Source organism: Pseudomonas sp. MIL9, from assembly GCF_016887925.1.
Lineage (GTDB): Bacteria > Pseudomonadota > Gammaproteobacteria > Pseudomonadales > Pseudomonadaceae > Aquipseudomonas > Aquipseudomonas mohnii.
Genome location: NZ_JAFEHE010000034.1, coordinates 25406 through 42609, shown reverse-complemented (window position 1 = coordinate 42609; position 17204 = coordinate 25406). Strand labels below are relative to the sequence as shown.

Annotated in this window: 17 protein-coding genes and 1 pseudogene; 15 read left to right on the top strand and 3 right to left on the bottom strand. The window is 61.1% G+C overall.

Annotation, left to right across the window (positions count from 1 at the left end; genetic code table 11):
- Positions 1-292: 292 nt before the first annotated feature.
- A complete protein-coding gene (locus JQF37_RS29095) occupies positions 293-1618 on the bottom strand; it encodes an OprD family porin (RefSeq protein ID WP_130210472.1) in 1326 nt (441 codons plus the stop codon).
- Between the two features lie 627 nt (positions 1619-2245).
- Between JQF37_RS29095 and JQF37_RS29090 the strand changes: the two genes are divergently transcribed.
- The 3 genes from JQF37_RS29090 (at position 2246) to JQF37_RS29080 (ending at position 3677) form a co-directional block, all read left to right on the top strand.
- Positions 2246-2851, top strand: coding sequence for an SCO family protein (locus JQF37_RS29090; RefSeq protein ID WP_130210470.1), 606 nt, complete (start codon positions 2246-2248; stop codon positions 2849-2851).
- On the top strand, positions 2851-3342 hold the full coding sequence (locus JQF37_RS29085; RefSeq protein ID WP_130210469.1) for a copper chaperone PCu(A)C: 492 nt from the start codon (positions 2851-2853) through the stop codon (positions 3340-3342). Before JQF37_RS29090 ends, JQF37_RS29085 begins: the two co-directional genes overlap by 1 nt.
- Before the next feature lie 176 nt (positions 3343-3518).
- Entirely contained in the window at positions 3519-3677 is a 159-nt protein-coding gene (locus JQF37_RS29080) for a hypothetical protein (RefSeq protein ID WP_189340472.1), read from the top strand.
- A gap of 159 nt (positions 3678-3836) precedes the next feature.
- Here JQF37_RS29080 and JQF37_RS29075 read toward each other — a convergent pair.
- Positions 3837-4352: pseudogene (locus JQF37_RS29075) on the bottom strand (methyltransferase); the annotation flags it as partial.
- Positions 4353-4818: 466 nt separating this feature from the next.
- Between JQF37_RS29075 and JQF37_RS29070 the strand changes: the two are divergent.
- From JQF37_RS29070 to JQF37_RS29030, 9 genes are all read left to right on the top strand, one after another.
- Positions 4819-5292 (top strand): hemerythrin domain-containing protein, encoded by a 474-nt coding sequence (locus tag JQF37_RS29070; protein ID WP_103404886.1) that lies wholly within the window; start codon positions 4819-4821, stop codon positions 5290-5292.
- Between the two features lie 305 nt (positions 5293-5597).
- Positions 5598-6188, top strand: a complete 591-nt coding sequence (locus JQF37_RS29065; RefSeq protein ID WP_130210467.1) for an amino acid synthesis family protein — start codon at positions 5598-5600, stop codon at positions 6186-6188.
- A gap of 42 nt (positions 6189-6230) precedes the next feature.
- Entirely contained in the window at positions 6231-7064 is an 834-nt protein-coding gene (locus JQF37_RS29060; RefSeq protein WP_130210465.1) for an alpha/beta fold hydrolase, read from the top strand.
- Positions 7061-8542, top strand: a complete 1482-nt coding sequence (locus JQF37_RS29055) for an aldehyde dehydrogenase (RefSeq protein ID WP_130210463.1) — start codon at positions 7061-7063, stop codon at positions 8540-8542. The genes JQF37_RS29060 and JQF37_RS29055 overlap by 4 nt, the downstream gene beginning before the upstream one ends.
- A 12-nt stretch (positions 8543-8554) precedes the next feature.
- Positions 8555-9040 carry a flavin reductase family protein gene (locus tag JQF37_RS29050; protein ID WP_130210461.1) on the top strand — a complete coding sequence of 162 codons (486 nt, stop codon included), beginning with the start codon at positions 8555-8557 and terminating at the stop codon, positions 9038-9040.
- A gap of 136 nt (positions 9041-9176) precedes the next feature.
- Positions 9177-10628, top strand: coding sequence for an NAD-dependent succinate-semialdehyde dehydrogenase (locus JQF37_RS29045; RefSeq protein WP_130210459.1), 1452 nt, complete (start codon positions 9177-9179; stop codon positions 10626-10628).
- Between the two features lie 37 nt (positions 10629-10665).
- Positions 10666-11055 (top strand): carboxymuconolactone decarboxylase family protein, encoded by a 390-nt coding sequence (locus JQF37_RS29040; RefSeq protein WP_130210457.1) that lies wholly within the window; start codon positions 10666-10668, stop codon positions 11053-11055.
- Between the two features lie 88 nt (positions 11056-11143).
- Complete coding sequence (locus JQF37_RS29035; protein WP_020800935.1) at positions 11144-11896, top strand: GntR family transcriptional regulator; 753 nt, start codon at positions 11144-11146, stop codon at positions 11894-11896.
- 2 nt (positions 11897-11898) lie between these two features.
- The gene (locus tag JQF37_RS29030) at positions 11899-12462 is read left to right on the top strand and encodes an NUDIX hydrolase (RefSeq protein WP_090319567.1); all 564 of its coding nucleotides are present in this window, start codon (positions 11899-11901) and stop codon (positions 12460-12462) included.
- Between the two features lie 932 nt (positions 12463-13394).
- On the opposite strand, the gene JQF37_RS29025 is transcribed toward JQF37_RS29030, so the two are convergent.
- Positions 13395-13691, bottom strand: a complete 297-nt coding sequence (locus tag JQF37_RS29025) for a DUF1330 domain-containing protein (RefSeq protein ID WP_130210453.1) — start codon at positions 13689-13691, stop codon at positions 13395-13397.
- 71 nt (positions 13692-13762) lie between these two features.
- Between JQF37_RS29025 and ribBA the strand changes: the two genes are divergently transcribed.
- The 3 genes from ribBA to JQF37_RS29010 all read left to right on the top strand — a co-directional run bounded on the left by ribBA (position 13763) and on the right by JQF37_RS29010 (position 17202).
- Positions 13763-14872 (top strand): bifunctional 3,4-dihydroxy-2-butanone-4-phosphate synthase/GTP cyclohydrolase II, encoded by a 1110-nt coding sequence (gene ribBA / locus JQF37_RS29020; RefSeq protein WP_130210451.1) that lies wholly within the window; start codon positions 13763-13765, stop codon positions 14870-14872.
- Positions 14873-15247: 375 nt separating this feature from the next.
- Positions 15248-16273 (top strand): ABC transporter substrate-binding protein, encoded by a 1026-nt coding sequence (locus JQF37_RS29015; RefSeq protein ID WP_103404891.1) that lies wholly within the window; start codon positions 15248-15250, stop codon positions 16271-16273.
- Positions 16270-17202 carry an ABC transporter permease gene (locus JQF37_RS29010; RefSeq protein WP_047527865.1) on the top strand — a complete coding sequence of 311 codons (933 nt, stop codon included), beginning with the start codon at positions 16270-16272 and terminating at the stop codon, positions 17200-17202. The genes JQF37_RS29015 and JQF37_RS29010 overlap by 4 nt, the downstream gene beginning before the upstream one ends.
- Positions 17203-17204 lie beyond the last annotated feature (2 nt).

Here is a 17204-nt window from a genome sequence, read left to right as displayed (position 1 = left end):
TTGGTGACGGACGCTTTGCGCGACAGGCGAAACTGGACCATCACGCGATGGAAATGGCCGTGCAAGGGTGGGTTAGAGGCGTTCCCTGCAGGATGAGAGGGTTCTGACGGCGAGTGATACGTGACGCTGGAGCACCCGACAAATCGCCTCGCACTGGTGCACGTCGTCAGCCACGGCGCTTTAAAAGTGCATCCAGGGAAGCGCTTCATCCAAACAAAACGGCCAGCTTCAGCAGGGCTGAAACTGGCCGTCAACGCGGTGCGCCCTTCGGGCCTGGCCGGCGGTCTTGCGCTTAGAAAATCGAGATCGGGTAATCCACGATCAGACGGGTTTCGTTGTAATCCCCTTCCGCCTGATCGGTGTTGCCGCGGTGCCAGGCTTGGCGCAGTCGCAGCGACAAGTCTTTGGCTGGACCGGTCTGCACTACGTATTTGGCTTCGAAGTTGGTTTCGTGGTGCTTGCCGTCAGATCCATAACCATAGGCCTGATAGGCGCTGCCAACCGGCATGTGGGTGCCGTCGATATTGTCGCCGTTCAGGTAGCGCGTCATGAAGCTCAGCCCCGGCACGCCATAGGCCGCCATGTTCAGGTCGTAACGGGCCTGCCAGGATCTTTCGCCAGGGCCGTTAAAGTCAGAGTACTGAACCGAGTTGGCCAGGAAGATGGAGTCGGCCAAATCACCCGACTTGTTATTACCCACGGCCACATAGTCAAACGGGGTGTCGCCGTGAACTTTCTGGAACGCCAGTGTGACGGTATGAGCACTCAGGAAAGAGTACGCCGCCGCCAACGACCAGGTGGTGTTGTCGATGGCACCGGCATTGGACTGACCGGAATCGAGGGTGCGGTAGATATTGAAGTCCAGGTTCAGTGACTGATCGGCAGTGAACGGGATCGTGTAGTTGGCATTGCCATAGTATTGATGCCAGACGTCCTTGAGGTCCGACGCAAACAAGCTCATCGAAAAATTATCGGTCAGCGTGTACTTGCCGCCGAGGTAGTCAATGCTCTTGGCCGCCACGTTTGCATAACCGGCATACAGTTCATGGCTATTGTTGGTTGTGGCCGGACCGTTACTGGCGGTGAAGTGCCCGGCGTCGAGGTTCAAGCCTTCGATTTCACTGCTCAACAGGTTGAAACCGGTCGCCGTTTGAGGCGTGGCGCGAGTACCCGCCGTGGCCAGGACCGGGTTGTTTGGCTGCAAGTTGCCATAGTGCAGTTCAGTCTTGGAGAACCGGGCCTTGATCGACGCGCCTGCGCTGCTGAAATCATCCTTCGGCCGGCCGCTGTTGTCGACCGGCAAGTTGCCCGAGTACGCATCGCCTTTGCCACCGTCCAGCTTCACCCCCCAGTATCCGTACGCATCCACACCAAAGCCGACGGTGCCTTGGGTGAAGCCGGAGCTGAAGTTGCCTTGTGTCACTTGCAGCCAGTCCTGTTTGCGGCCCGCCGAATTCTTACCGTCACGATCATAATAAAAGTTGCGAAGTAGGAGGTTCAAACTGCTGCCTTCAACAAACCCCTTGGCAGTCGCCTGGTCTTCCACACCAGCGGCTGACGCTAGTTGACTAATACCCAGTGAGACACCTAGCGCCACCAAATTCCACTTCAAAGACATTGTTCGTTCCCCTGTTTTTTAATAGAACTGCCTCGTCTCTCAATGCGCAGTCAACAGGGTGCCCCCTGAAGTCAGGCCGTCAAAAGCGAACAGTTGTAAGTCAATGGCAGATAAGAAAAAAAGAGCTCTAGTCGCAATCTTTTGACTGCGCAGAGTGATACACCGTTTTATAACGGTTTATTTTTTATTACATGGCAGGCCCTAAGGCGAAAAACTTATAACACTTTCGCGCCGAAACATTGATCCGGTTTCCCGTGAAAGTAATTATCAATTCCTGCAACAATTCAGGCTTATTACAAGCAGATGCCTTAGTCGCTTTGAGCGGGCTCGTTATATAGCCGAAAACACCCCGGCATTTGAGCTTGACTCAAATGTCCAATACTGTAGGCCCCGCGCCACAGAAGACGACGAACACGCCCAATCCAAGCGCACTCATGTATCCGCACGGTGTCCGCAAAGGCGCGATTAGCCGGGGTGTGAACGGCTGACCGCGACCATTTGGCGCATGACCGGCGGGCGACCGATTGAGCGCCACAGGGCAACAGTTTGTTAACATCCACGCGCTTTTTTTCGCCTGATGCGTCAGGCACTGTGATTTTTCAGTGGTGACACAGGAAGCTTTTTTCCATGAGTACGTTGTATACCCGTCGCACCGTCCTGCACGGCATGGGCCTGCTGAGCCTCGGCCTGCTCGCCGGCTGTGATGACAGCAGCAAGCTGTCGTTCAAGTACGGCAAGGATCTGAGCGACAAGATCATGGGGCGTAACTTCAAGCTCAAGGACGCCCAGGGCGAGACCCGGATGCTCGGCAGCTACCGTGGCCTGATGCCGATGATCTTCTTCGGTTTCACCCAATGCCCTGCGGTGTGCCCGACGACACTGGCCCGCGCCGCCCAGGCCAAGAAGCTGATGGGCCGCGACGGCGAACGTCTGCAAGTGATCTTCATCACCCTGGACCCCGAGCGCGATACCCCGCAAATGCTCGACAAATACGTCAAGGCCTTCGACCCGAGTTTCGAGGCGCTGTACGGCACCCTGGAAGAAACCGCCGCCACCGCCAAGGAGTTCGGCGTGTTTTATGAAAAGGTCCCGAGCGGCGACACCTACACCCTCTCCCACACCGCGACCAGCTACGTCTTCGACTCCAGGGGCAACTTGCGCCTCGGGCTGTCCGCGTCCCTTACCGCAAAAGAGTGCGCAGAAGACCTGCTCACCGTCATGGAGGTCTGCTGATGACTTCGTTGCACGCAAAGCGTTTTAAACAACTGGCCCTGGGCCTGTCCCTGATCGGCATGGCCTGGCAAGCGTCGGCGCAAACCCTGGTCAACGACGCCTGGGTTCGCGCGACGGTGGCTGGCCAGCCTTCGACCGGGGCCTTCATGACCCTGCAGGCGGACACCGACAGCAAACTGCTGAGCGTACAGTCGCCCGTCGCCAGGACCGTGCAAATCCACCAGATGAGCATGAAAGACGACGTGATGAAAATGGGTCAGGTCGAGTCCGTCGAGCTGCCGGCCGGCAAACCGGTGAGCCTCGATCCGGGCGGCTACCACGTCATGTTGATGGACCTGACGGCCCAGGTTCAGGAAGGCAGCAAAGTGCCGCTGACCCTGGTCGTGGAAAACGCCAGGGGCGAGAAAGAAACGATCAACGTCGAAGCTGAAGCCAGGGCGCTGGGCACCATGGATCACAGCAAGATGATGGACCACAGCAAGATGCAATGATGTGCCGGCCGCCTCATCCCCCGAGGCGGCTCATTGACCGGCAGGGGTTGCACTCAGCCAACCCCGATTCCCGCGCAATGCACCACGCCGTGCGACCGGCGCTCCGACCTTCGGAAAAAAACCGAACGCCTGCCATCACCCCTCCTCCAATGTGCAGACACTGGAGGAAAAGCATCATGAACGACGATGACCTGATCAACCCTGCCGAGTCAGATGACGCCAAGCGTCGGGATGAAGCCAATCCGCCGACTCAACCGCTGACCGAGGAGCAAAAGCTTGAGGAGCAGCGGCGCAAGGTGGCCGAAATCGAGCGCAAGGTGGCTGATGGCAATTGAGCGCCGGCGTCAGCCGTGGCTTTCTGGCAACTCCCTCGCCAATGGCCTCGCGACAGGCGCCCGGCAGCTCGGCGCCGGGTTCAGCGAGCATTTGGCGGGTCTTGAAATCGGTGAGGAAATATTCTTCCTCGATGCCAAACCGGGGCGCCAGGCTCATGGTCACGCCTCGCGTCTGCGGGTAACGGTCAGCGCCACGGCCGCAATGCGTTCGGCCCGTTCATAACCGGGCTTGAGCAATTCTTCGCCGAACACATCAGGGTCCAGCTCCCGATAGGTCCAGGCAAAGGTGTCACCGGACAGCATGGGCAGCACGGCCTCCAGAAACGGATCGCTCTCGGCCACCATCGCCACGCCGGTGTACAGCACCAGGCTGCCGCCCAAGTGCAGGCGCGGCAACGCTTCGCGAACGATGCGCAGTGACAGGGCTTCGCCGAGGGCGCCGCCGCCATCGCGATAGGCGCGGTGCTGGCTGTCATTCATATAAGGCGGGTTGGCGATGATCAGATCGAACGCACCTTCGACGCTGCCCAGCACATCGCTGTGATAGACCGTGATGTTGTTGGCGCCGGCCAACTCGGCGTTGACGGCCGACAGTCGCAGCGCCCGAGGGTTGATGTCCACGGCCAGCACCTGGGCGTCGCGTCGGGCACGGGCGACGATCAACGCGCCGACACCACAACACGCCATAGAGGTCGCGGTACTGTTCATGGCTTGAATCAGCCAGTGTCGAGGATGTGCCGGACAAAGCTTTGAACACGGTCATGAGGTCATTCTCCTGGGCATTGCATTTCGCCTGCCCCTGACATCAGGTGGCGATCAAACGAAACGCTGCTCGTTGAACAGGAGATTTGACCGGCCACGGAAAATTCCATCGGCTTTCCCGGCCCATGGACCGGTGGCAATGCCGGGTACTGCGCCAACACCTTCGCCCCTGTGCCCCTGTCCGCGATTTGCAATGCCGGCACGACAGCACTCGGGCAAGCTGCATGAGGCTTTTCGCCACTTCCTCCGCCAAATCATTGATCTCAATGGCGTTTTTCGCGCAACCAGATTGGCACAGCTCATGCTCCTGTCCTGGGGCAACCACAGAGATTGCCGGCAACGACCGGTCCTGACTTCCCGTGACAGCAGAGGCTGAACCATGAACGCCATCGACATTCTGAAAGCCGACCATGAACGAGTAAAAGCCATCCTGACCCAGCTGAACGACTCCACCGAGCGCGCGGTAAAAAAACGCGCCGAGCTGATTGGCAAACTGGAAATGGAGATCACCCTCCACACCAAGCTTGAAGAAGAAATTCTCTACCCGGCCTATAAAAAAGCCGGCGGTAAAGAACAGGAAAAAATGTACTACGAGGCGAAGGAAGAGCACCGCACGGTCGACTCCCTGGTGCTGCCTGACCTGAAGGCCACAGACCCGGCCAGCGTGGAGTTTTCCGGACGCGCCAAGGTGGTCAAGGAGTTGCTTGAGCATCACATCGAAGAAGAAGAAACGGAGATGTTTCCTCAGGCCAAAAAACTGTTGGGCAAAGCGCAACTGGATGAACTGGGGGCACAAATGGAATCGATGAAGGCTTCTTACAAGAAGTCGCTCGGCGACGGCATGGCGGCCTGATCACTGACCGGCCATACATTGAAGCCTGACGCGGGTCCTTCGACGCCGCGCTCAGGTTTCGCCGCATAACGTCACCGTTCACCTCAACGCATTGCCCAACGCAGCGCCGCAATCCCCTGCCACCGCTCGGCGTGTCAGGGATATGGCTGTTCCCCCTTTTTCAACTGTTCAAGACCGGCATCCGATCAATGGCTGGCGGGTTTGCGCACCTTCCGACCAGAAACTCCATTCAGGGTCTTGCGCTACCGGTATTATGGTATACCATCAGACGCACAGACACTTTTCACGCTGAAATGGAGCCGCTCATGAGTTTTGAAATCCGCAAGATCGTCAGCTACATCGAAGAAACCTTTATCGAAGGCGGCAAGGCCAGTGACAAGCCTGTGACCATGGTCGGGCTGGCCGTGGTGATGAAAAACCCTTGGGTGGGCAACGGCTTTGTCGAAGACCTGAAACCACAAATCCGCGCCAACTGCTCCGACCTTGGCACCATGATGGTTGAACGCCTGGTGGGCCTCATCGGCGGTGCCGAGAAGATCGAAGCCTACGGCAAGGCTGCCGTGGTCGGTGCCGATGGCGAAATCGAACACGCCTCGGCCGTGATCCACACCCTGCGCTTCGGCAACCATTACCGCGAAGCGGTGAAAGCCAAGAGCTACCTGAGCTTCACCAACAAACGCGGCGGCCCGGGCACCTCGATCCAGATCCCGATGATGCACAAGGACGATGAAGGCCTGCGTTCGCACTACATCACCCTGGAAATGCAGATCGAAGACGCACCGCGTGCCGACGAAATAGTCGTGGTCCTGGGTTGCGCCGATGGCGGCCGCCTGCACCCACGCATCGGCAATCGCTACATCGACCTGGAAGAACTGGCGGCCGAAAAAGCCCAGTAAGACGGTCGGTCACTACAACAAGAAGGTTTGCAGGAGCGCTCCATGATTCGGCTCACCGCTGAACTCACCCCGGCTGGCACCAGTTACCTGGCGACCGGCCAAGGCCAGCCCGTGGTCTTGATCCACGGCGTGGGCCTGAACAAAGAAATGTGGGGCGGCCAGATCGTTGGCCTGGCCACCCAGTACCGGGTCATCGCCTACGACATGCTCGGTCATGGCGCCAGCCCGCGCCCGGAAAGCGGCACGCCCCTGCTCGGCTATGCCGACCAGTTGCTGGAGCTGCTCGATCACCTGCAATTGCCCAAGGCGGCGGTGATCGGTTTTTCCATGGGCGGGCTGGTGGCGCGGGCCTTCGCCCTGCATTACCCGCAACGCTTGCAAAGCCTGGTGGTGCTCAACAGCGTGTTCAACCGCAGCGCCGAACAGCGCGCCGGTGTGATCGCCCGCACCAGCCAGGCGGCCGAGCATGGACCGGACGCCAACGCCGAGGCGGCGTTGTCGCGCTGGTTCAGCCGCGAATACCAGGCGGCCAATCCGGCGCAGATCGCCGCGATCCGCCAGACGCTGGCAGGCAATGACCCCCAGGGCTACCTGACCACCTATGAGCTGTTTGCAACCCAGGACATGTACCGCGCCGAGGACCTGCCCGGCATCCAGGTGCCGACCCTGATCGCCACCGGAGAACTGGACCCTGGCTCGACGCCGGAAATGGCCCGGCAACTGGCCGAGCGCATTCCCGGCGCGGCAGTTGCCGTACTCGCCGAACAGCGGCATATGATGCCCGTAGAATCGCCGCGCCTGGTCAACCAGCTGTTGCTGGAGTTTCTCGATAAAGCGCACTCCCGACCAAACCAAATCAAGGGGATCGTTGCATGACACTCGCACGCTTCCAGATGTGCATCGGCGGTGAATGGGTCGATGCCCTGTCCGGCAAGACCTTCGAAAGCCTGAACCCGGCCCTGGCCGAACCCTGGGCCGAACTGCCCGATGCCGACGAAGCCGACGTCGAGCGCGCCGTGCAGGCCGCGCAGAGCGCTTTCGACAGCCCGGCCTGGCGTGGCCTGACCGCCACCGCCCGCGGCAAACTGCTGCGGCGCCTGGGCGACTTGATCGCCGAAAACAAGGAACAACTGGCGCAGCTGGAAAGCCGCGACAACGGCAAGCTGATCCGCGAAACCCGCGGTCAGGTCGGCTATCTGCCGGAGTTCTTCCACTACACCGCAGGCCTGGCCGACAAGCTCGAAGGCGGCACCCTGCCGCTGGACAAGCCGGACCTGTTTGCCTACACCGTGCATGAAGCCATGGGCGTGGTCGCCGCGATCATTCCGTGGAACAGCCCGCTGTACCTGACCGCGATCAAACTCGCCCCGGCCCTGGCGGCGGGCAACACCATCGTGATCAAGCCGTCCGAACACGCCTCGGCGACCATTCTGGAGCTGGCGCGCCTGGCGCTGGAAGCCGGGATTCCGCCGGGCGTGGTCAACGTCGTCACCGGCTATGGCCCAAGCACCGGCGCCGCCCTCACCCGCCATCCGCTGATCCGCAAAATCGCCTTCACCGGCGGTGCGGCCACGGCCCGGCATGTGGTGCGCAGCAGCGCCGAAAACTTCGCCAAGCTGTCCCTGGAACTGGGCGGCAAATCACCGAACATCATTTTCGCCGACGCCGACCTCGACAGCGCGATCAACGGCGCCATCGCCGGGATCTATGCCGCCTCCGGGCAGAGCTGCGTATCGGGTTCGCGCCTGCTGGTGCAGGACGAAATCTACGCCGAATTCGTCGGTCGCCTGGTGGAGCGCGCCCAGCGCATCCGCATCGGCAACCCGCAGGAAGACAGCAGCGAAATGGGCCCGATGGCCACTGCGCAGCAACTGGCGGTGGTTGAAGGCCTGGTTGCCGATGCCATTGCCGAAGGTGCGCGCCTGCGCCTGGGCGGCAAGCGTCCGCAGCATCTCGGCGAGGGCTGGTTCTATGAGCCGACCTTGTTCGAATGCGACCGCAACTCGATGAAGATCATGCAGGAAGAAGTCTTTGGCCCGGTGGCTTCGGTCATCCGTTTCAAGGACGAAGCCGAAGCCCTGGCGATTGCCAACGACTCGCAGTTCGGCCTCGCCGCCGGCATCTGGACCCGCGATTTGGGCCGCGCCCATCGCCTGGCCCGCGACGTGCGTTCGGGGATCATCTGGGTCAACACCTACCGCGCGGTTTCGGCCATGGCGCCGATCGGCGGGTTCAAGAACAGTGGCTATGGACGCGAAAGCGGCATCGATTCGGTGCTGGCCTACACCGAGCTGAAAACGGTGTGGATCAACCTTTCCCAGGCACCAATGCCTGACCCGTTCGTGATGCGCTAGGAGTCCAGAGAAATGATCGAACCCGGCATTTACAAAGACGTCATGAGTTCGTTTCCGTCCGGCGTCACGGTGGTCACCACCCTGGACCCCGACGGTGGCATCGTCGGCATTACCGCCAGCGCCTTCAGTGCGCTGTCGATCGATCCGGCGCTGGTGCTGTTCTGCCCCAACTATGCCTCGGACACCTACCCGGTGCTGCGCGACAGCAAGCAATTCGCGATTCACCTGCTGTCCGCCGACCAGACCGCCGAAGCCTATGCCTTCGCCGGCAAGGGCAAGGACAAGGCCAAAGGCATCGACTGGCACCTGAGCGAACTCGGCAACCCGTTGCTGGCCAAAGCCACGGCGATCATCGAGTGCGAACTGTGGCGTGAATACGATGGCGGCGATCACGCCATCATCGTCGGTGCGGTGAAGAACCTGATTCTGCCCGAGCAACCGGTGACGCCGATGGTCTACCACAAAGGCAAGCTGGGTCCCCTGCCCGCGCTGGGCTGACGCATTCACACAATTCCATGTGGGAGCGAGCCTGCTCGCGATGCGGTCTGACATTCAACATCCATGTCGACTGATATGCCGCTTTCGCGAGCAGGCTCGCTCCCACAGGCATCCCACCTTTTACTCAGGAGCCGGCATGAGCCCAGCAGCCTCATCACTGTTCCGCCAGCAGGCGTACATCAACGGCCAATGGCTGGATGCACCCGACGGCGCGCAACAGGACATCTTCAACCCGGCCACCGGTGAACTCATCGGTCGGGTGCCGAACCTCGGTGCCGAGCATGCACGCCTGGCCATCGAAGCCGCCAACAACGCCTGGCCGGCCTGGCGTGCACTGACCGCCAAGGAGCGCAGCAACACGCTCAAGCGCTGGCACGCCCTGATGCTGGAAAACGCCGACGCCCTGGCCGAAATCCTCACCCTCGAACAAGGCAAGCCATTGGCCGAAGCCAAGGGTGAAATTCTCTACGCCGCCAGCTTTATCGAGTGGTTCGCCGAAGAGGCCAAGCGCATCTACGGCGACACCATTCCCAGCCACAAGGGCGATGCACGCATCGTCGTCAGCAAAGAGCCGATTGGCGTGGTCGCGGCCATTACGCCGTGGAACTTCCCGGCGGCAATGATCACCCGCAAGGCCGGCCCGGCACTGGCCGCTGGCTGCCCGTGCATCGTAAAGCCGGCACCGGAAACGCCGTTCTCGGCCCTGGCCATGGCCGCGCTGGCTGAACAGGCCGGCATTCCTGCTGGCATCTTCAACGTGATCACCGGCGACGCCATTGCCATCGGTGGCGAACTGACCGCCAGTCCCCTGGTGCGCAAACTGTCGTTCACCGGCTCCACGGCGATTGGCAAATTGCTCATGGCGCAGTGCGCGCCGACGCTGAAAAAGGTGTCGCTGGAACTGGGCGGCAACGCGCCGTTCATCGTCTTCGACGATGCCGACCTGGAGCGTGCCGTGGAAGGCGCGCTGATTGCCAAGTTCCGCAACGCCGGACAGACCTGCGTCTGCGTCAACCGCTTCCTGGTGCAGGACGGCATTCACGACGCCTTTGTCGCGCGGCTGGCCGAGCGCGTATCGCAGCTCAAGGTCGGCAGCGGTTTCGAGTCGGGCATCACTCAAGGTCCGTTGATCAACGAACGCGCCGTGGCCAAGGTTGAAGACCACGTACAGGACGCACTGGCCCAGGGCGCCCGCCTGCTGTGCGGCGGCGAACGCCATGCGCTGGGCAACGGCTTCTTCCAGCCGACCGTGCTGGCCGGCGTCACCACGCAGATGAAAGTCGCCCGGGAAGAAACCTTCGGCCCGCTGGCGGCGGTGTTCCGCTTCGACAGCGAAGCCGAGGCCGTGCACATGGCCAACGACACCGAATTCGGCCTGGCCGCCTACTGCTACACCCGCGATCTGGGTCGTGCCTGGCGCATGAGCGAAGCGCTGGAGTACGGCATGGTCGGGATCAACGAAGGGCTGATCTCCACCGAAGTCGCGCCGTTTGGCGGGATCAAATCCTCGGGTCTGGGCCGTGAAGGCTCCAGGTACGGCATCGAGGACTACCTTGAACTTAAATACACCCTGATGGGCGGGCTCTGATTCCATACAGGGCTATTGGTCCACGGAGATCATCGCTATGAACAACGAGAAGTACGAGAAAGGCTTGCAGATCCGCACCCAGGTGCTGGGCGAAGCCTATGTCAATCGCTCCATCGAGAACGCCGACGACTTTACCCGCCCCCTGCAGGAAATGGTCACCGAATACTGCTGGGGTCACGTCTGGGGGCGCGAGGGTCTGTCCCTCAAGGAGCGCAGCATGATCAACCTGGCGATGATCTCGGCGCTCAACCGGCCTCACGAACTCAAGCTGCATGTGCGCGGCGCCTTGCGTAACGGCTTGAGTCGTGAGCAAATACGCGAAATTCTGCTTCAGGTCGGCATATATTGTGGTGTTCCCGCCGCCGTCGACAGTTTCCGGCTCGCCCGAGAAGCCTTCGCCGAAGCCGATGCCGAGGCCTCCAGTTAACCCCTTGGCTGTTTGATCTGACGAGCACGGAGATTGCTGCAATCGAAGTGCTTTTTTTGCATGGACAGCCACAATCAGAGCGGACCCCATGAAACGCCTGCCACTCGACGACAGCTTCAAGGTCAATCGCAACCCCGTTACCCTGCGCGAAATCGTGCTGGATAAATTGCGAAGCGCCATCATGAACTTCCAGCTTCTGCCGGGAGACCGTCTGGTCGAACGCGATCTGTGCGATCGCCTGGGCGTCAGCCGTACCTCCGTGCGCGAAGCCCTGCGCCACCTGGAATCCGAAGGCCTGGTGGAATTCGCCGACGCCAAGGGCCCACGCGTGGCGATCATCACCCTGGCCGACGCGGTCGATATCTATGAGCTGCGTTGCGTGCTCGAAGGCCTGATCGTCCAGCTGTTCACCCTGCGTGCCAAGGCCAAGGACATCAAGGCCCTGGAAAAAGCCCTGGAAGAAAACCGCCAGGCCTTGAAGGAAGGTGAACTGCAACAGGTCATCGACTCCGTGCAAGGCTTCTACGACGTGTTGCTCGAAGGCTCCGGCAACCATGTCGCGGCCACCCAGTTGCGCCAGTTGCAGGCGCGCATCAGCTACTTGCGTGCGACCTCGGTGTCTCAGGAAAACCGTCGTGGCGCCAGTAACCAGGAAATGGAACGCATGGTCGAGGCGATCAAGAGCGGTGACCCGCTGGCCGCTCACCAGGCCTGCGTCGACCACGTCCGCGCCGCCGCCACCGTGGCCCTAGACTATCTCAAGCGCAAGCAGGAAGAGACCGGGGCGATCCCCGAGATCACCCAGCCCATCGCCCTCAAAGAACCCCGTATAGGTCGTTGATCATGTTCAGCCCGAGCTTTTGTCCGAAGTGTGGCAGCCCTGACCTGGGTCAACAGCTGCCGCCGGGCGATACGCACGAGCGCCTGATGTGCCGCGGCTGCGGCTACATCCACTACGTCAACCCGAAAATCATCGCCGGCTGCATCATCGAGCAGGACGGCAAGTATTTGCTGTGCCAACGCGCAATCCCGCCGCGTCCGGGCACCTGGACGCTACCGGCGGGCTTCATGGAAGCCGGCGAAACCACCGAACAGGCGGCATTGCGCGAGGTCTGGGAAGAAAGCGGCGTACGCGCGGAAATCCTCTCGCCGTACTCGATCTTCAGCGTGCCGAAGATCAGCGAGGTGTACATCATCTTCCGCGCCATCGCCCTGGAAATCACCGGCCAGTACGGGCCGGAAACCCTCGACTATAAATTCTTCGCGCCCGAGGACATTCCCTGGGACAGCATCTATTACCCGGCAATCCGGCAAATTCTCGAGCGCTATATCGAAGAGCGGCAGGCCGGGGTCTACGGCATCTACATCGGCAACGACGATACCGGCAAGATTCACTTCATCCGCTAGCGCCCTTGCAGGAGCGAGCCTGCTCCGGGCAGCGTTCCGACGATGGACGTCAACGATGACGCGGGGAGTCTGACACCCCGCGGTGTTCTCAAGTCCATCGCGAGCAGGCTCGCTCCCACAGAAAAGCACAGCGGCGTCCCCCCCCGCTCTTCACCACTCATCAGTCCATCACTACATCGGCAACGTCGATACCGGCAAGATTCACTTCATTCGCTAGCACCCCTGTAGGAGCGAGCCTGCTCCGGGCGGCGTTCCGACGATGGTCGTCAACGATAACGCGGGGGAGTCTGACACTCCGCAGTGTTCTCAAGTCCATCGCGAGCAGGCTCGCTCCTACAGAAAAGCAAAGCGGCGTACACCCGCCCCGCTCTTCACCACTCATCAGTCCAACGCCACATCGGCAACGACGATACCGGCAAGATTCACTTCATTCGCTAGCGCACCTGTAGGAGCAAGCTCGCTCCTACAGAAAAAGCAAGACGCACCACCCCGCTCCTCACCACTCATCAGGCCGAGCGTTAGCTCGCCTGCAGCGCTTGATCTTGATCCACCCGCCCCTTCGGGAGGCTGAGTGGAGGTGTGCATCCGGGGAGTGGCGCGTAGCGCCGTTCGACGCAGTCGAACACGCTGCATGTAGGTCGTCGCGAAGCAGACCGGAGGGCAGTGTCCCCGGATGGATACCGTAGCGAAGGAACGCCGAGCCTCAGCGAGGGGCCGGACGCCGGGGCGAGCCTTTTTGGGTACTTTTTTGGCGTTTGAAAAAAGTGCCTCGCCGTAAGGGCGAAACCGCCAGCCGCCATCACCGCAGCAACGGATATGTACTCAACCACCCCAAAGCCTGGCCCGCCCAGAGGCCGCCATCGCTGCGATGCGGCGCCCCGACAAGCCAGCTCCTACAGTAGATCTGGCGATCCCTGAAGGCTGTCCACCCCTCAAACCGGCACCACCCCCTCGACAATAATCACCTCGGCCCGAGCCGCACCCTCGCGGTGCCCCCTGGCCTCCTGATAAAGATCCGACCGGTAACAGGCCATCGCCTGGTCATAGGAATCAAACTCGATCACCACACTGCGTTGCGGTGTCGGCCGCCCTTCCATCGCCTCGCTACGCCCACCGCGCGCCAATATCCGTCCGCCGTACTCGGCAAACGCCTTGGGCGCCCGCTGGGTGTAGTGGCTGTATTGATCGGGGTCGGTGATATCCACGTGAGCAATCCAGTACGCCTTCATAGTGATCTCTCCGGTTGTTTTGTATTATGGTATACCACAATATATTCCCACCAAACACCGAGAATCCTTACATGGCCTTCAACAGCATCGAAGAAATCATCGAAGACTACCGCCAAGGCAAGATGGTGCTCCTGGTTGACGACGAAGACCGGGAAAACGAAGGCGACCTGTTGCTCGCCGCCGACCGTTGCAGCGCCGAGGCCATCAGCTTCATGGCCCGCGAAGCACGCGGGCTGATCTGCCTGACCCTGACCGACGAGCACTGCCAGCGCCTTGGCCTGGAACAGATGGTGCCGAGCAATGGCAGCGTGTTCAGCACGGCGTTCACCGTGTCGATCGAAGCCGCCGTCGGCGTGACCACCGGCATCTCTGCCGCCGATCGGGCGCGTACCGTAGCCGCCGCCGTCGCCCACGGCGCGAGTGCCGCCGATATCGTGCAACCGGGTCACATCTTCCCGTTGCGCGCCCGGGAAGGCGGCGTCCTGACCCGCGCCGGGCATACCGAGGCCGGTTGCGACCTGGCGCGCCTGGCCGGCTTCACCCCTGCCTCGGTGATCGTCGAAGTCATGAACGACGACGGCACCATGGCCCGTCGCCCGGATCTGGAAGTGTTCGCGCGCAAACACGGGATCAAGATCGGCACCATCGCCGATTTGATCCACTATCGTTTAAGTACCGAGCACACGGTCGTACGCATCGGCGAGCGCGAACTGCCCACGGTGCATGGCACCTTCCGTCTGATCACCTTTGAGGATCGCATCGAAGGCGGTGTGCACATGGCAATGGTCATGGGTGACGTGCGTCGCGAACAACCGACGCTGGTGCGCGTGCATGTGATCGACCCGTTGCGCGACCTGGTCGGCGCCGAGTACAGCGGGCCGTCCAACTGGACGTTGTGGGCGGCGTTGCAGCGAGTGGCTGAAGAAGGATGTGGCGTGGTCGTGGTGTTGGCCAATCACGAATCCTCGCAAGCGTTGCTCGAGCGCGTACCGCAATTGACCCAACCGCCACGGCAGTTCAGCCGTTCGCAGTCGCGGATCTATTCGGAAGTCGGCACCGGGGCGCAGATCTTGCAGAACCTTGGCGTGGGCAAGCTGCGGCATCTCGGGCCGCCGTTGAAATACGCCGGTTTGACCGGGTACGACCTGGAGGTGGTGGAGAGTATTGCGTTTACCCAGTGACCCGAGCGGAATTTGCCGCAGTGGGAGCGAGCTTGCTCGCGATAGCGGTATGACAATCGATACTGAAATCGACGGCCCCGCCCTCATCGCGAGCAAGCTCGCTCCCCCATGGGATTGTGCGGATCAGAGACACCGAAGTTTTCCAAAAAAAAACCGGTTCGGCGGATAGCCGGTAAGGCAAAATGCTTGCACAAAGTTTGGAATACCATAATATGATATTCCATAGACCGAACGATTTGGCCAAGTGCGCCCGACAGGGAAAGCACCAATAACAGCCCTTGGCACGGTCGCCTTTAGAGGCCAGATGGACCTACTGCTCCCGATAGGCGGGCAATACAAAGCCCGCTCAAAAACACAACAAATGAGGGCGTGAAAATGGTGTTGAACAAACGTGCAACCGCAGTACTGTTCGCGGGTTTGCTGGCCACGGCCAGTCACGTGGCAATGGCGGCTGAAAGCGTCAACTTCGTCAGCTGGGGCGGCAGCACCCAGGATGCGCAGAAGCAGGCCTGGGCCGACCCGTTCAGCAAGGCCAGCGGCATCACGGTGGTCCAGGATGGCCCGACCGACTACGGCAAGCTCAAAGCCATGGTCGAAAGCGGCAACGTGCAATGGGACGTGGTCGATGTCGAAGCTGACTTCGCCTTGCGCGCCGCCTCTGAAGGCCTGCTCGAACCCCTCGATTTCAAAGTCATCGATCGCACCAAGATCGACCCGCGGTTCGTCTCCGATCACGGTGTCGGGTCGTTCTTCTTCTCCTTCGTCCTCGGCTACAACGAAGGCAAGCTCGGCGCCGCCAAACCCCAGGACTGGTCCGCGCTGTTCGACACCAAGACCTACCCCGGCAAACGCGCCCTCTACAAATGGCCAAGCCCAGGCGTTCTGGAACTGGCGCTGCTGGCCGATGGCGTGCCCGCCGACAAGCTCTACCCGCTGGACCTGGACCGCGCCTTCAAGAAACTCGACACCATCAAGAAAGACATCGTCTGGTGGGGCGGTGGCGCGCAGTCGCAACAGTTGCTGGCCTCCGGTGAAGCGAGCATGGGCCAGTTCTGGAACGGCCGGATCCACGCCTTGCAGGAAGACGGCGCCCCGGTGGGCGTAAGCTGGAAGCAGAACCTGGTCATGGCTGACATCCTGGTCATTCCAAAAGGTTCGAAGAACAAGGACGCGGCGATGAAGTTCCTGGCCAACGCCAGCAGTGCCAAGGGCCAGGCCGACTTTTCCAACCTGACCGCCTACGCCCCGGTCAACGTCGACAGCGTGGCGCGCCTGGACTCGGTGCTCGCCCCTAATCTGCCGACGGCCTACGTTAAGGATCAGATCACTCTTGATTTCGCGTACTGGGCCAAGAACGGTCCGGCCATCGCGACACGGTGGAACGAATGGCTGGTCAAATGAAAATGACGGTAACCGCGTCCCGTCCATCCACGCCCGTCGGGAGCGCCTCCGGCGCTGCCGGCAAGGCCGCTGCGATGACGCAATCCCCAACCCTGGCGCAGCGCTGGCGTGGTGCAAGCAACCTGATCCCGGCGTTGTTGTTCCTTGGCCTGTTCTTTCTCGCGCCGTTGATTGGCCTGCTGTTGCGTGGCGTGCTTGAACCGGTGCCGGGCCTGGGCAATTACGAACAGTTGTTCGCCAACTCGGCGTACGCCCGGGTGTTGCTCAACACCTTCTCGGTGGCCGGCCTGGTCACGCTGTTCAGCCTGCTGCTGGGCTTCCCGCTGGCCTGGGCGATCACCCTGGTGCCGCGCGGCTGGGGTCGCTGGATCCTCAACATCGTGCTGCTGTCGATGTGGACCAGCCTCCTCGCCCGCACCTACTCCTGGCTGGTGCTGCTGCAAGCCTCCGGGGTGATCAACAAGGCGCTGATGGCGATGGGCATCATCGATCAGCCGCTGGAAATGGTGCACAACCTGACCGGCGTGGTGATCGGCATGAGCTACATCATGATCCCGTTCATCGTGCTGCCGCTGCAGGCGACCATGCAGGCCATCGACCCGATGATCCTGCAGGCCGGTTCGATCTGCGGTGCCAGCCCATGGACCAACTTCTTCCGGGTGTTCCTGCCGCTGTGCCGGCCGGGCCTGTTCTCCGGGGGCCTGATGGTGTTCGTGATGTCGCTGGGTTACTACGTCACCCCGGCCCTGCTGGGCGGTGCGCAGAACATGATGCTGCCCGAGTTCATCATTCAGCAGGTGCAGTCGTTCCTCAACTGGGGCCTGGCGAGCGCCGGCGCCGCGTTGCTGATCGTCATTACGCTGGTGCTGTTCTACTTCTACCTGAAGCTTCAGCCGGAATCCCCGGTTGGCGCCAGTAACGCGAGGTAAGC